At 31.0% G+C, this 14,909-nt stretch carries 13 protein-coding genes, 2 tRNA genes and 1 riboswitch; of the genes, 11 read left to right on the top strand and 4 right to left on the bottom strand.

The features are described 5' to 3' along the window. Positions 1–116: 116 nt before the first annotated feature. The 7 genes from ML436_04795 to ML436_04825 all read left to right on the top strand — a co-directional run bounded on the left by ML436_04795 (position 117) and on the right by ML436_04825 (position 10,041). On the top strand, positions 117–1,601 hold the full coding sequence (locus ML436_04795) for a UDP-N-acetylmuramoyl-L-alanyl-D-glutamate--L-lysine ligase (GenBank protein ID UMT79055.1): 1,485 nt from the start codon (positions 117–119) through the stop codon (positions 1,599–1,601). Next, positions 1,591–1,848 (top strand): YueH family protein, encoded by a 258-nt coding sequence (locus ML436_04800; protein ID UMT79056.1) that lies wholly within the window; start codon positions 1,591–1,593, stop codon positions 1,846–1,848. The genes ML436_04795 and ML436_04800 overlap by 11 nt, the downstream gene beginning before the upstream one ends. Next, positions 1,848–3,410 (top strand): peptide chain release factor 3, encoded by a 1,563-nt coding sequence (locus ML436_04805; GenBank protein ID UMT79057.1) that lies wholly within the window; start codon positions 1,848–1,850, stop codon positions 3,408–3,410. The genes ML436_04800 and ML436_04805 overlap by 1 nt, the downstream gene beginning before the upstream one ends. Before the next feature lie 126 nt (positions 3,411–3,536). Beyond that, positions 3,537–3,643: riboswitch (yybP-ykoY riboswitch) on the top strand. Positions 3,644–3,718: 75 nt separating this feature from the next. After that, positions 3,719–4,522 carry a TerC family protein gene (locus tag ML436_04810; protein UMT79058.1) on the top strand — a complete coding sequence of 268 codons (804 nt, stop codon included), beginning with the start codon at positions 3,719–3,721 and terminating at the stop codon, positions 4,520–4,522. A gap of 221 nt (positions 4,523–4,743) precedes the next feature. Then, on the top strand, positions 4,744–7,020 hold the full coding sequence (locus ML436_04815) for a trypsin-like peptidase domain-containing protein (GenBank protein UMT79059.1): 2,277 nt from the start codon (positions 4,744–4,746) through the stop codon (positions 7,018–7,020). 15 nt (positions 7,021–7,035) lie between these two features. Then, on the top strand, positions 7,036–8,394 hold the full coding sequence (locus tag ML436_04820) for a TrkH family potassium uptake protein (GenBank protein ID UMT79060.1): 1,359 nt from the start codon (positions 7,036–7,038) through the stop codon (positions 8,392–8,394). A 138-nt stretch (positions 8,395–8,532) separates the two neighbouring features. Next, complete coding sequence (locus tag ML436_04825) at positions 8,533–10,041, top strand: bifunctional metallophosphatase/5'-nucleotidase (protein UMT79061.1); 1,509 nt, start codon at positions 8,533–8,535, stop codon at positions 10,039–10,041. A gap of 184 nt (positions 10,042–10,225) precedes the next feature. Here ML436_04825 and ML436_04830 read toward each other — a convergent pair. From ML436_04830 to ML436_04840, 3 genes are all read right to left on the bottom strand, one after another. Next, positions 10,226–10,314 (bottom strand) — tRNA-Ser (locus ML436_04830). 2 nt (positions 10,315–10,316) lie between these two features. After that, positions 10,317–10,391, bottom strand: a tRNA-Asn gene (locus ML436_04835). A gap of 141 nt (positions 10,392–10,532) precedes the next feature. Further along, positions 10,533–11,102: a competence protein ComK gene (locus ML436_04840; protein UMT79062.1), complete on the bottom strand. Its 570-nt coding sequence runs from the start codon at positions 11,100–11,102 to the stop codon at positions 10,533–10,535. Positions 11,103–11,310: 208 nt separating this feature from the next. On the opposite strand from ML436_04840, the gene ML436_04845 reads away from it, so the two are divergent. Then, the gene (locus ML436_04845; protein ID UMT79063.1) at positions 11,311–11,529 is read left to right on the top strand and encodes an IDEAL domain-containing protein; all 219 of its coding nucleotides are present in this window, start codon (positions 11,311–11,313) and stop codon (positions 11,527–11,529) included. An 80-nt stretch (positions 11,530–11,609) separates the two neighbouring features. Here the strand turns inward: ML436_04845 and ML436_04850 are convergent, their stop codons facing one another. Continuing rightward, positions 11,610–12,596, bottom strand: a complete 987-nt coding sequence (locus ML436_04850) for a lipoate--protein ligase (GenBank protein UMT79064.1) — start codon at positions 12,594–12,596, stop codon at positions 11,610–11,612. A gap of 196 nt (positions 12,597–12,792) precedes the next feature. Here ML436_04850 and ML436_04855 point away from each other — a divergent pair, with 196 nt between their 5' ends. From ML436_04855 to ML436_04865, 3 genes are all read left to right on the top strand, one after another. Next, a complete protein-coding gene (locus ML436_04855) occupies positions 12,793–12,969 on the top strand; it encodes a YkvS family protein (protein ID UMT79065.1) in 177 nt (58 codons plus the stop codon). A 14-nt stretch (positions 12,970–12,983) separates the two neighbouring features. Further along, positions 12,984–13,586, top strand: coding sequence for a CPBP family glutamic-type intramembrane protease (locus ML436_04860; GenBank protein UMT79066.1), 603 nt, complete (start codon positions 12,984–12,986; stop codon positions 13,584–13,586). A gap of 1,005 nt (positions 13,587–14,591) precedes the next feature. Then, a complete protein-coding gene (locus ML436_04865; protein ID UMT79067.1) occupies positions 14,592–14,888 on the top strand; it encodes a lactococcin 972 family bacteriocin in 297 nt (98 codons plus the stop codon). Positions 14,889–14,909 lie beyond the last annotated feature (21 nt).

Genomic DNA, 14,909 nt, shown 5'->3' on the forward strand with positions numbered 1-14,909 from the left:
AATAGAAGAAAGTAAAAATATTGATTGATGAATTTTATATGTGAAAAAATTATAAATTTATTAACCTCAGTAAAACGTGTATAATAAACATATTGTAAAAAAAGGAGCGGTTCAGTTTGAATGCAAGTACGTTGTTTGAAAAAATTAAAGTAAAACGTGTTTTGGGTACTTTAGAACAACAGATAGATGATATTACAACTGATTCACGTACAGCGAGAAAAGGAAGTATATTTGTAGCATCTGTTGGATATACTGTTGACAGTCATAAGTTTTGTAAAAATGTTGTTGAACAAGGATGCACATTAGTAGTAGTTAATAAAGAACAATCCCTTCCAGCAAATGTTACACAAGTGGTTGTACCTGATACATTAAGAGCAGCTAGCATTCTAGCTCATACATTATTTGAATATCCTAGTCATCAATTGGTAACTTATGGTGTAACAGGAACAAATGGTAAAACATCTATTGCTACAATGATTCATTTAATTCAAAGAAAGTTACAAAAAAATAGTGCATATTTAGGAACAAATGGTTTCCAAATTAATGAAACAAAGACAAAAGGTGCAAATACAACGCCTGAGACAGTTTCTTTAACTAAGAAAATAAAAGAAGCAGTTGATGCAGGTGCTGAATCCATGACATTAGAAGTATCGAGTCATGGTTTAGTATTAGGACGTTTAAGAGGCGTAGAATTTGATGTTGCAATATTTTCGAATTTAACACAAGACCATTTAGATTTTCATGGCACAATGGAAGCCTATGGACATGCTAAATCACTTTTATTTAGTCAATTAGGTGAAGACCTTTCGAAAGAAAAGTATGTTGTGTTAAATAATGACGATTCATTTTCTGAGTATTTAAGAACAGTAACACCTTATGAAGTGTTTAGTTATGGAATTGATAATGAGGCACAGTTCATGGCTAAAAATATCCATGAATCATTACAAGGTGTCAGCTTTGATTTTGTAACGCCTTTTGGAACGTACCCAGTAAAGTCCCCATATGTTGGTAAATTTAACATTTCAAATATAATGGCTGCGATAATAGCTGTATGGAGTAAAGGTACGCCATTAGAGACGATTATTAAAGCTGTTGAAAATTTAGAACCTGTTGAAGGGCGATTAGAAGTATTAGATCCTTCTTTACCTATTGATTTAATTATTGACTATGCTCATACCGCGGATGGTATGAATAAATTAATTGATGCAGTGCAGCCATTTGTAAAACAAAAATTAATATTTTTAGTTGGTATGGCGGGAGAACGTGATTTAACCAAAACGCCTGAAATGGGACGTGTTGCTTGTCGAGCAGATTATGTTATTTTTACACCAGATAATCCTGCTAATGATGACCCGAAAATGTTAACGGCAGAATTAGCCAAAGGTGCAACACATCAAAATTATATTGAATTTGATGATCGCGCAGAAGGTATAAAGCATGCAATTGACATAGCTGAGCCGGGGGACACTGTCGTTTTAGCATCAAAAGGAAGAGAACCATATCAAATCATGCCAGGGCATATTAAGGTGCCACATCGAGATGATTTAATTGGCCTTGAAGCAGCTTACAAAAAGTTCGGTGGTGGCCCTGTTGATCAATAAGTCGCTCATTGATGAAGGTAAATCCATTAATGTTTATATATTTGAGCCAAACAATGACCAGATAATCATTGTTGTACCTGATTGGTTTTGGTCTTATCAATTAGAAACGGCAGAGATAATTGATCGAGATACATGTATTGAAACATTGCTCATGCAATTATTTGTTTTTAAAGAGGAAGAAGAAGCTGAAATGATTGCATTACAAATGACAGATTGGATAGAAACATATAAAAAGGAGAAAAAATAATGAATTTAAAGCAAGAAGTTGAGTCTAGAAAGACTTTTGCGATTATTTCACATCCCGATGCTGGTAAAACAACATTAACTGAAAAATTATTATATTTTAGTGGTGCAATTCGTGAAGCAGGGACTGTTAAGGGTAAAAAGACTGGGAAATTTGCAACGAGTGACTGGATGAAAGTTGAACAAGAACGTGGTATCTCAGTAACAAGTTCAGTCATGCAATTTGACTATGATGACTATAAAATAAATATTTTAGATACACCGGGACACGAAGACTTTTCAGAAGATACGTATCGTACGTTAATGGCAGTTGACAGTGCCGTCATGGTTATTGACTGTGCAAAAGGTATTGAACCCCAAACATTAAAACTATTTAAAGTTTGTAAAATGCGTGGTATTCCAATTTTCACATTCATTAATAAATTAGATCGTGTCGGTAAAGAACCGTTTGAATTATTAGATGAAATTGAAGAAACATTAAATATCGAAACTTACCCGATGAATTGGCCTATTGGTATGGGACAAAACTTTTTCGGCATTATTGATAGAAAATCAAAAACAATCGAACCATTTAGAGATGAAGAAAATATTTTGCATTTAAATGACGACTATGAATTGGAAGAAGATCATACCATTACAAATGATAGTGCTTTTGAGCAAGCAATCGAAGAATTAATGTTAGTCGAAGAAGCTGGAGAAGCATTTGATAATGATGCATTATTAAATGGTGATTTAACACCTGTATTCTTTGGTTCTGCACTAGCGAATTTTGGTGTACAAAACTTCTTAAACGCATATGTTGATTTTGCACCTATGCCAAATGCACGACAAACTAAAGAAGAGATTGAAGTAAGTCCTTTCGATGATGCATTTTCAGGATTTATTTTCAAAATTCAAGCTAATATGGATCCTAAACACCGTGATAGAATTGCATTTATGCGAGTAGTTAGTGGTGCATTTGAGAGAGGCATGGATGTCACATTGCAACGTACTAATAAAAAGCAAAAGATAACACGTTCAACATCATTTATGGCCGATGATAAAGAAACAGTTAACCATGCTGTTGCTGGTGATATTATAGGTCTTTATGATACAGGTAATTATCAGATTGGTGACACATTAGTTGGTGGTAAACAAACATATAGTTTCCAAGATTTACCACAATTTACACCAGAAATTTTTATGAAAGTTTCTGCTAAAAACGTTATGAAACAGAAGCATTTCCATAAAGGAATTGAACAATTAGTACAAGAAGGTGCGATTCAATACTATAAAACATTACACACAAACCAAATTATTCTAGGTGCTGTTGGTCAATTACAATTTGAAGTTTTCGAACATCGAATGAAAAATGAATATAATGTTGATGTTGTTATGGAGCCAGTTGGTCGTAAAATTGCACGATGGATTGAAAATGAAGATAAAATTACAGATAAGATGAATACTTCAAGATCAATTTTAGTGAAAGATAGATATGACGAGTTAGTATTCTTATTTGAAAATGAATTTGCAACACGTTGGTTCGAAGAGAAATTCCCTGAAATTAAGTTGTATAGTTTACTTTAACACGGTGTTTTTAATACAAAAAATTGCATGAATAAATTTAAAATATATTGGAATGATTAAGAAAAATAAATTGTATATTTTAATAGAAAAAGGTATACTATGATGTATCAAATGAATAACCTATGACATTTTGTCAGAGGGGAGTAACTTAAGAATCATGAACGTATAAATGATTCGACACTTTATCGTCATTACGAAGATATCTTCCGGTAAAGTGGGCAATTATTATTGCTTAGTGAGACCTTTGCTATTTATTTAGCATAGGTCTTTTTGTTTGTACTTAACTTATTTATTTAAAGGAGTTGTACATGTTTATGGATCCAAGTTTGATCTTACCGTATTTATGGGTTCTTGTCGTTTTAGTATTTTTAGAAGGATTATTAGCAGCTGATAATGCAATTGTAATGGCTGTTATGGTAAAACACTTACCACCAGAGCAACGTAAAAAAGCTTTGTTTTACGGATTGTTAGGTGCGTTTGTATTTAGATTTTTAGCTTTATTCTTAATTAGTATCATCGCTAATTTCTGGTTTATTCAAGCTGCAGGTGCTGTTTACTTAATTTATATGTCAATCAAAAATCTGTGGCAGTTCTTTAAACATCCAGAAATTGAAAGTCCTGAAGCTGGAGATGATCATCACTATGATGAATCTGGTAAAGAGATTAAAGCGAGCAGTAAATCTTTCTGGGGTACTGTATTTAAAATAGAATTTGCAGACATCGCATTTGCAATCGATTCTATGTTGGCTGCTTTAGCTATTGCTGTAACACTTCCTAAAGTCGGTATCCACTTTGGTGGTATGGACTTAGGTCAGTTCGTAGTCATGTTCCTAGGTGGAATGATAGGTGTTATTTTAATGCGTTATGCAGCAACTTGGTTTGTTGAACTTCTAAATAAATATCCTGGATTAGAAGGTGCTGCATTTGCAATTGTTGGTTGGGTAGGTATTAAATTAGTTGTTATGGTATTAGCGCACCCAGACATCGCAGTATTACCAGAACATTTCCCACATGGCGTATTATGGCAATCTATTTTCTGGACTGTACTAATTGGATTAGTAATTATCGGTTGGTTAGGTTCAGTTGTTAAAAATAAAAAATCACATAAATAATTGATGTGAAGCGGGCAATCTTAATTCAGTTTAAGGTTGTCCTTTTTTATTTAAGTGATTTGTGGAAAATAAAGGTGACAGGTAGTAAATCGATTGTAATTTTTAAGAAACTGTATTAAGAAAAATGCACCTTTTATATTTAGCATTTTTTCCTTATAAATTGTATAGATTTTAAAGCAAATTAAGTGCTAATGTGTCATAATGAAAAGTGATTTTATTGAATGGAGTGGACATTAGTGGATATTGGTAAAAAACATGTAATTCCCAAAAGTCAGTACCGACGTAAGCGTCGTGAATTCTTCCACAACGAAGACAGAGAACTAAAAAATAAACAACAAGACAATACACATAAAATTGATGATGGAACTTCTCATCAAGCAGAAAGGCAAATACATAAAGATTCAATTGATAAACATGAAAGATTTAAAAATAGTTTGTCATCACATTTAGAAAAGCAAGAACATGACGATGATAAATTACAAGAAGTTACAGAGGATAACGCTACGTCTAGTAATCATTCTAATGATAAAGGATTAAATGATGTGAATGATGATTTGCATCAGAAAATGGATTCGGATAATTCTAAAGATCAAACTTTTGAAGATGAGAAATTGCATGAAAAAGATGACAAAGTCGTCAATAAATCTAAGGACGACTCACAAATTATAAATGGATTATTACACACTGATTTAAACAAAAATGATGCAGAACAAAATCAGCAACAATTGGATTTAAGTACATCAAAAGATGACGGAAAAGACTTTACTCATGTAGGTTCAATTAACTTTACTAAAGATAATGCTGAACATACTGAAGATATATTATCATCAAAAGATGACAAACAGCGTAATTCGCTTTTTGATACTAAATCTGAAGAATCGAATAACTTAGAACAGCAAAAAGATAAAGATAATCAAAAGCCGTTAACATTACCAGAAGAGCAAAAGTTGAAAAGGCAACAAAGTCGTGACAATCTAACAGATGAGAATCAACTAAATGATATTAAAACAGAAAATGTTAATGAAGCTAGTTCTAAAGATCAAGACAATGTAACTAAAGTTCAAGCAGATGAATCTTTAAATCAAAAGCGAGTAAATGACACAAGTGATAACTTGGATAAACATCAAAATGAAATTAAACAAGCTGATAATGATGCTGACAATATTAAACAATCCCAAGTATTATTAAATACAAATGAACAGAATAAAGAAATAAAGTCTAAAACACAACATGATACCCATAAGACCGATACTAAAAATGATTTTAAAAATAATAAAAATCAGCAAGTGAACAAAGCATCATCTAAAAACAACAAAGCACCAAAGTATCATGCACCTAAGTCAGATAATAAAAATAAATCACATAATGACTTTGGTAATGTAGTGAAAAAGTTTTGGCTGATGTATTGGCCTAAAGTAATTATTTTAATTGGCATTATTATTTTGATTATCATTTTAAATGCGATATTTAATAACGTGAATAAAAATGATCGAATGAATGATAGTAGCGATACAGATGCTCAAAAATATACTAATACAATGAAAAACGCTAATAATACTGTTAAGTCAGTTGTTACTGTAGAAAATGAAACATCAAAGGATTCTTCATTACCTAAAGATAAAGCTTCACAAGATGAAGTTGGTTCAGGTGTTGTTTATAAAAAATCTGGAGATACATTATATATAGTTACGAATGCACATGTTGTCGGAGATAAAGAAAATCAAAAAATAACATTTGCTAATAATAAGAGTGTTGTCGGAAAAGTATTAGGAAAAGACAAGTGGTCAGATTTAGCTGTTTTGAAAGCAACATCATCAGATAGTTCAGTAAAAGAAATAGCTATTGGAGATTCAAATAATTTAGTGTTAGGAGAACCAATATTAGTTGTAGGAAATCCATTAGGCATTGATTTTAAAGGAACAGTAACTGAAGGAATTATTTCAGGACTTAACAGAAATGTGCCAATAGATTTTGATAAAGATAATAAATACGACATGTTAATGAAAGCATTCCAAGTCGATGCATCAGTAAATCCAGGTAATTCGGGTGGTGCTGTTGTGAATAGAGAAGGTAAGTTAATTGGTGTTGTAGCAGCTAAAATTAGTATGCAAAATGTTGAAAATATGGCATTTGCAATTCCGGTTAATGAAGTTCAAAAAATTACAAAAGATTTAGAGAAAAAAGGTAAAATTGACTATCCTGATGTAGGTGTTAAAATGAAGAATATTGCCAATTTGAATAGTTATGAAAGACAAGCAACAAAATTACCAGGTAGTATTAAAAATGGTGTTCTTGTAGATCAAGTTGACAATAAAGGTTTAGCAGAACAATCAGGTCTAAAGCGTGGAGATGTTATCGTTGAATTAGATGGTAAACTTTTAGAAGATGATTTACGATTTAGACAAATTATATTTAGCCACAAAGATGATTTGAAATCAGTTACAGCTAAAATTTATAGAGATGGTAAAGAAAAAGAAATAAATATCAAACTAAAATAATGTTGAGGTGATAGCGTGTCAATTTTTAGCCAGTTTATAAAAAGATCTAGTCCTCAACAAGGTATTGTGTTGTATTACATTGTTGCCATTATCGTTGCATTTTTATTATTAAACTTACCGTATGTGCATAAGCCTGGTGTAGAAGTAAATCCTATTGACACATTATTTGTTGCTGTTTCTGGTATTAGTGTTACAGGGTTATCTCCAATAAGTATTGTTGATACATACTCTACATTTGGTCAATTAATCATTCTCGTTATTTTAAATATTGGTGGGATTGGTGTAATGGCAATTGGTACAATGTTATGGGTTGTATTAGGTAAACATATTGGAATTAGAGAACGTCAGCTAATTATGTTAGATAATAATAAAAACACGATGAGTGGGACAGTAAAATTAATTATCGATATTGTAAAATCAATATTTGTAATTGAACTTGTAGGTGCGATGTTATTAGCTTTTTACTTTTATAGAGATAATCCAGATTTAAAGTATGCAATAATGCAAGGTGTTTTTGTCTCCATTTCTGCAACGACAAATGGTGGATTAGATATTACAGGTAAATCATTAATACCATATGCGCATGACTACTTTGTGCAAGGTATTGTAATCTTTTTAATCATATTAGGATCTATCGGTTTTCCGGTATTATTAGAAGTAAAAGCTTATATACAAAATAGAGTTACGAATTTTAGGTTTTCATTATTTACTAAAATTACGACATCCACATATTTTTTCTTATTTATAATAGGTGTTTTAGCCATATTATTATTTGAACATAATCATGCATTTAAAGGTTTGAGTTGGCATCAATCACTATTCTATTCGCTGTTTCAATCGGCGACAACGAGAAGTGCTGGTTTACAAACGATTGATGTAACTACTCTAAGTGATCCTACAAACATCATTATGGGCATTTTAATGTTTATAGGTTCTTCACCAAGTTCAGTTGGTGGTGGTATACGTACCACGACGTTTGCGATTTTAATTTTATTTTTAATTAACTTTAGTAATAATGCTGATAAAACATCAATTAAAGTTTTCAATAGAGAAGTACACATTATGGATATTCAACGTTCATTTGCAGTGTTTACTATGGCAACAATTTTAACATTTTTAGGTATGCTAATTATTTCAGCTACTGAAAATGGTAAGTTAACATTTTTACAAGTGTTTTTTGAAGTCATGTCTGCATTTGGAACTTGTGGGCTTTCACTTGGTGTCACGAGTGATATCAGTGACGTTTCAAAGGTTGTTCTTATGGTATTAATGTTTATCGGACGTGTCGGATTGATATCATTCATTATAATGATTGCAGGACGCAGAGAACCAGATAAATTCCATTATCCAAAAGAGCGTATACAAATAGGTTAAAATACAAGCAATTTAAGTATAGTTAATGTAAATTTTAACTTGAACTTAGATTGCTTTTTTAGTTTGTATTTTTAACTTATTATATAAGACGATTAGTATTGAACATGGTAAACTAGTAACAATGAGAGGTGTAACGAGATGGAAATGAATGAGAATATTAATATAGAAATCTTAACTACGTCAGATATGCATAGCCATTTTTTAAATGGAGATTATGGTTCAAATATTTATAGAGCAGGTACTTATGTTAACCAAGTTAGATCACAAAACCATCGTGTCATTCTGTTAGATAGTGGAGGTAGTTTAGCTGGTTCTCTAGCAGCATATTACTATGCAATTGTTGCACCTTACAAACGTCATCCTATGATTAAGTTAATGAATCGAATGCATTATGATGCAAGTGGTGTAAGTCCAAGCGAGTTTAAATTTGGGTTATCATTTTTAACACGATCAATTGCACTTGCGCGTTTTCCATGGTTATCAGCTAATATAGAATATAATGTGACTAAGGAACCTTATTTTTCAACACCTTACTGTATTAAGCATTTCGGAGATTTAAAAATAGCAATCGTAGGGGTCACTGCTGATGGTCTAATGGAAAATGAGTATTCTGAAATGGAGCAAGATGTTACTATTGAAAAAACATTATTAGCATCTAAACGTTGGATTAGATATATACATGAGATCGAGGAACCTGACTTTTTAATAGTAATTTATCATGGTGGGCTAAATAAAATTAGTAATAAAACAAAAAATAAAAAGGCAAATTCAAATGAAGCGGAAAAGTTAATGGAAGAAATTGGTGTTATAGATTTGATGATTACGGCACATCAGCATCAAACAATTGTTGGTCAAGACCATGAAACGTATTACGTTCAAGCAGGACAGGATGCAAAAGAACTTGTACACCTTTCAATTAATTTTAAAAAGCGTACAACTACTTACGAGGTTGAGAGTATTGATTCAAAAGTAATAGACTTGAATGAATATGAAGAAAATCAAGAATTATTAGATTTAACATTTTATGATAGAAAAGCTGTGGCATTTTGGTCTCAAGAAGTGATAAATAATGATGAATTAAACTTAACAGTTAATGGCTTGCAAGATTTAGTTTGTCATACGCATCCATTTTCCCAGTTGCTACACGATGCGATTCGCCTTGCATTTGATAATGACATAACATGTGTTCATGTACCTATGAACGGAGAAAAGGGGTTATTTGGACAGATTCGAAATGAAGACTTATACCATGCGTATCCTTATCCTGACAAACCGATGGATATGACGGTAATTGGTCAAAATATTAAAGATATGTTGGAATATAGTTATTCTCATCTTGATTTCGTTGATGAACAATTAAGTTTAACAATTATTGATGAAACGTTATGTACAATGTGGCAAGGGTTTAACTATGAGATTGATATGAGCCGTGATCCAGGGAACCGTGTTGTATTAGAAAATATTAATATAGAAAAGACTTATAGAATTACAATGACAGATTATTGTTATAGAAATTACAAAAATTATTTGAAAGATGCAATTGTTCATGAGTCGTATGAGGAGACGATGAGTACGTTGATTGCAGAAAAGTTAAAAGATCCAAATTATAGCATTAAATGTAAAGACAACTTTATAGTTCGAAAATAGTGAAGAGTTGCACCATAATAAAATCAAGAAATTATTAATAAAAATAAAAAACCTTTCTTAGAGAATTTCAACTAAGAAAGGTTTTTGGGTTTTAAGAATATGCATTAAAGTTGATTGGTAAACATTTAAGATCAGTCTTAAAAAAAGAAAAAGCTTAAATGGTATATACCATTTAAGCATGTAACGGAAACGGAGGGATTCGAACCCTCGCGCCGCTTTCGCGACCTACACCCTTAGCAGGGGCGCCTCTTCAGCCAACTTGAGTACGTTTCCAATGGCTCCACAGGTAGGACTCGAACCTACGACCGATCGGTTAACAGCCGATAGCTCTACCACTGAGCTACTGTGGATTAATTTGTATGTGTTTGAATATCAAGCACAAATATTATTATAACAAGATTAAGTTAATTTGCAATAGATACCTCAAAAAAATATGCAGAACATTTACACTATATTTATAAAACATTCCGCATATTTTAAAAATAAACAATTTATTTATCTTCGAATAGGGAATAGCGTGTCAATGCTTCAAATACGTTTAATGTGGCTTTATTATAATCTATAGGTTGATCGGGATTTTTAGAAACCATGCGAGATTGTTTATCTACCATATAGTAGTAAAAAATGGAATTGTTATATTGGTGCCATAAACTGTGGTATGAAACATGAAGAATAATTGATTCGTTATTAATAAAAGTTACTTTACATTTACGATTTTTTAATTCCTTAATATTTTCTATATAATGCATATTTAACCAAATATTTTCATTTTGTCTGTCAGAATGTGTTGGGAAAAAATAAGTTGGAAATAATGGTGTTAGTAAAATAGGTGGTTTACTTGAAATGCCAGTGATGCGGTTTGTTTCTGCTTTCTTGCCTAGGTAAGTATTACCATAAAATTTGCAAGAGCGTTCAATGATTTTCTGGACTTTAAATGGATTTTGTATACGCGTTTTATCGAACCGGATAATTTCGCTACCATTTCTTTGATCATCATCATCAAATGCTGGTCGAATAACCATGTCTCCTTTACGTATTACATAAATATTTTGAGAATACATAAGCAAAACCTCGCTTTATTAAGTTTTAAACCATTAATATAAAATACAATTAATGATATAAAGATATTTTATAATAAAATTACGAGTTGTCAAGTTATTATTTTGGTGAAAATGTACAATAATTTTTGACTAATAGTCAGAATATTCATTGATTTCAAAATTAGAAAAATGTATACTTATTATAAATTAAAGAAAGGTAGTGATTTCTATGAAATACAATACTAATGTTAAACATACAACTTTAGAAGCATTTGTCACAACCGTCAATGATTTGGGTATTGAATTAATTATCAATGAAGCACTCCGAGAGGTAAGAAAACGACAGCTCATAGAATTTATAGATGATGCACTCGTCAATAAAGATGAAGCAGCATTTAATCAATATACGACAGAATATAAAAATTTGGAGGCATTTCTCGGTGAATAACATTGATTCGAATTCCATAACGGTATCATAAAAGGACTATTCTTAACATTTCATACATGTAAGAATAGTCCTTTAATCGTTTATGACATTAATCTAATTAATTCGTATTTATCAATATCACCAAAATAGTGATATAAATCATATTCTGATAATGCTTCTTCTATATGTTCAAAGTCGTGCAGACAACCAACTAATGCATTTTCAAGATCAGTGACATCTCCGACACCAAAGAAATCACCGAAAATTTTAGCGTGTTCGATTTTACCGCGTTTAACATCAAACTTGATTTGTACAAAACCTTTTTCAAATTTTTCCTCGCGTTCAAAGTTATATTTAGGATTTCTACCGTAATTCCATTCCCAAGTTCTATATTTGTCATTACTTAACTTTTCAATATTTTTCCAATCTTCATCTGTTAATTTATATTCTTCTACTTCAGTTTCTCCAAAGATTGTTTTCAAGATGATTTTCTTAAATTCTTCAATTTCTAAAGGTTCATCTAAAAATTCGTGAATGTTTGCTACTCGTTTACGAACAGATTTAATACCTTTTGATTTAATCTTAGCTGGATTAACTTTTAGTGCATTCTGAACTTCGTCTAAGTCACTATTTAACATCAACGTACCATGACTAAACATTCTATTTTTTACTTTAACCATGGCATTCCCAGAGATTTTCGCTTGTCCAACTTGAATATCGTTACGGCCAGTTAATTCAGCATTTACGCCTAAAGATTGTAGCGCTTGAACAATTGGTTCAGTGAATTTTTGGAAATTGTGGAAACTGTTGCCATCATCATCTGTTATAAAACTAAAGTTTAAATTGCCAGTATCATGATAAACAGCGCCACCACCTGAAATTCTTCTAACCACATCGATATTATGAGCATCAATATATGTCTGATTTACTTCCTCTATCGTATTTTGATTCTTTCCAACAATGATAGATGGTCTATTTATGTAAAATAAAAAGTAACTTTCTTCAGCTGGTAAATTTTTTAAAACATATTCTTCCATTGCTAAGTTTAAAGTTGGATCTGTAATATTGTTATTACTAATAAATTTCATTACAATCTCTCCCTTATTTCTATATATTCTCTACTTATTTATGCCTCAACTTTGAATAAAATGCCAATTATTTACTCATAAATCATTCTAAATATTGGCTTAAAGTTACATTTTATTATTTTTGATTGTTAATAGTTTATTTGTTAAGTGAATTTTAGTACAATATAATTTAGTTATGATTTAAGGAGGACTTAAAATGACTGTTGCAGAAGTGGGTAACATTGTTGAGTTTATGGATGGATTAAGAGGTCGTGTTGAAAAAATCAACGATAACTCTGTTATTGTTGACTTAACAATTATGGAAAATTTTAATGACCTTGATTTACCGGAAAAAACTGTTATCAATCATAAACGATATAAGATTGTTGAATAAGAAGGTAAGTTATAATGAATAAAATCTCGAAGGCTTTAACTTGGTTTATTATAAGTTTCATTATATTTCACCTCATATTGTTTATCATGTGGGGCGAACACCAAGAATACTGGTATTTATATACAGGTATAATGTTAATTGCTGGTATCAGTTATGTATTTTACCAAAGAGATATTGAATCGAAGCGGTTGCTTACTTCAATTGGTGTTGGTATTATTACGGCAATTATTTTAATTATGCTTCAACTTTTATTCTCACTTATAACTTCTAATTTGAGTTATAGTTCATTAATTAAAGAATTAGCAAGAACAGGTGTCAATTGGAAATGGCAAATGTTAGTAACTTTACTTTTTGTCATTCCATGTCACGAGTTATATATGAGAACTGTTTTACAAAAAGAATTAACACATTTTTCAATACCAAAATGGGTAGCTATATTAATAACTGCAATTTGTTCTAGTTCATTATTTATCTATTTAGATAATTGGTGGATAGTAACATTTATATTTGTTGCACAAGTGATATTATCTTTAAGTTATGAGTATACTCGACGTATAGCAACAACATCCGTTGCACAAATTGTAGCTATTATATTGTTATTAATTTTTAATGCTTAAATAAGCTTTTCTTAGACGTATGTGTTCTAAGAAAAGCTTTTTTGCTTTAGAATAGCAATACGAAGATTCGAGGCATGCTTCATTATAGTGGAAATATTTTTAACAGCAAGCGGTTATTATCGAGATTATATTTTAGTCATTTTTTTATTACTAAATATTTTATAAAAATGGTATAATATTTTTTGGGCAAGTTGAATTGATGGTGGCTATCTGAGTAAAGGGGGTGGTGCCTATGGCATTACTTAACACTTTTGAAAGGAAAAGCCTATTGTGATATCTATTGCAAACGCATTACATTTAATGTTAAGTTTCGGTATGTTTATCGTCACTTTCATTGGTGTAGTAGTCGCAATAATTAATTTAAACAATAAAAAATAACCATCATTTCAAAACTTTGACAACGAATGATGGTTAAAGAAAATCTCATTTAGTCACCGTCTTTTTAACGGGCTCAATAGGCGACATGTTCCTGCATGTCGTCTTTTTACATTTTTATAGTAACATATCTTTTATTTAATTGTCTATTTTTATTAGATGTGTAACAAAATTTTGAAGTATTTTTCGTATATTGCCTGCTAAACATGCCAGATTTGTACGGAAGATCATACTATAGTAGAAATCACTTATGATTCTATGGCAGTACTTATACATAAGTGATTTCTATTGAATATGTAATGAAGTTCATAGTATTAATAAAACTTTCATTGGTATAGTTGTCGCAATAATTAATTTAAGCAATAAACATAACCATCATTTCCAAACTTTGACAACGAATGATGGTTAAAGAAAATCTCATTTAATCATTCGTCTTTTTAACGGATTCAATAGGCGACTTGTTGCTACATGTCGTCTATTTACATACTGCGCAATTTAATAATAATACAATTATACTTTGATGTCCACTTAACATAAAGTAGTGGAAATGTGGAAAGGTAAATTCATCTTGACTATTTTCAGAATATTCTGTATAAATAACGAAAAGAGAGAAAAAATAAATATAAAGAGGTGTTTTTAAAAAGAAGAACAAATTTTTTTGACTCTTTATTATATTTATCTTTAGCACTTGGATTATCAACAGCAGCTTATGCATCTACAGAATACGCAGAAGGAGGCACTTGGAGTCACGGTACCGGCAGTAAGTATGTTTGGTCGTATTATTATCATGGTCATAAAGGACATGGTGCAACAGCTATTGGAAAATACAGATCATTTAGTGGTTATACAAGAGCTGGTATAAAAGTAAAAGCATCACCTTCTAAAAATAATTGGTGGATTAATAGAGCGTATTATAACATTTATTAAATATTAAATAATCATACAAAA

The organism is Staphylococcus roterodami (assembly GCA_022493055.1).
In the GTDB taxonomy this organism is placed as follows: domain Bacteria; phylum Bacillota; class Bacilli; order Staphylococcales; family Staphylococcaceae; genus Staphylococcus; species Staphylococcus singaporensis.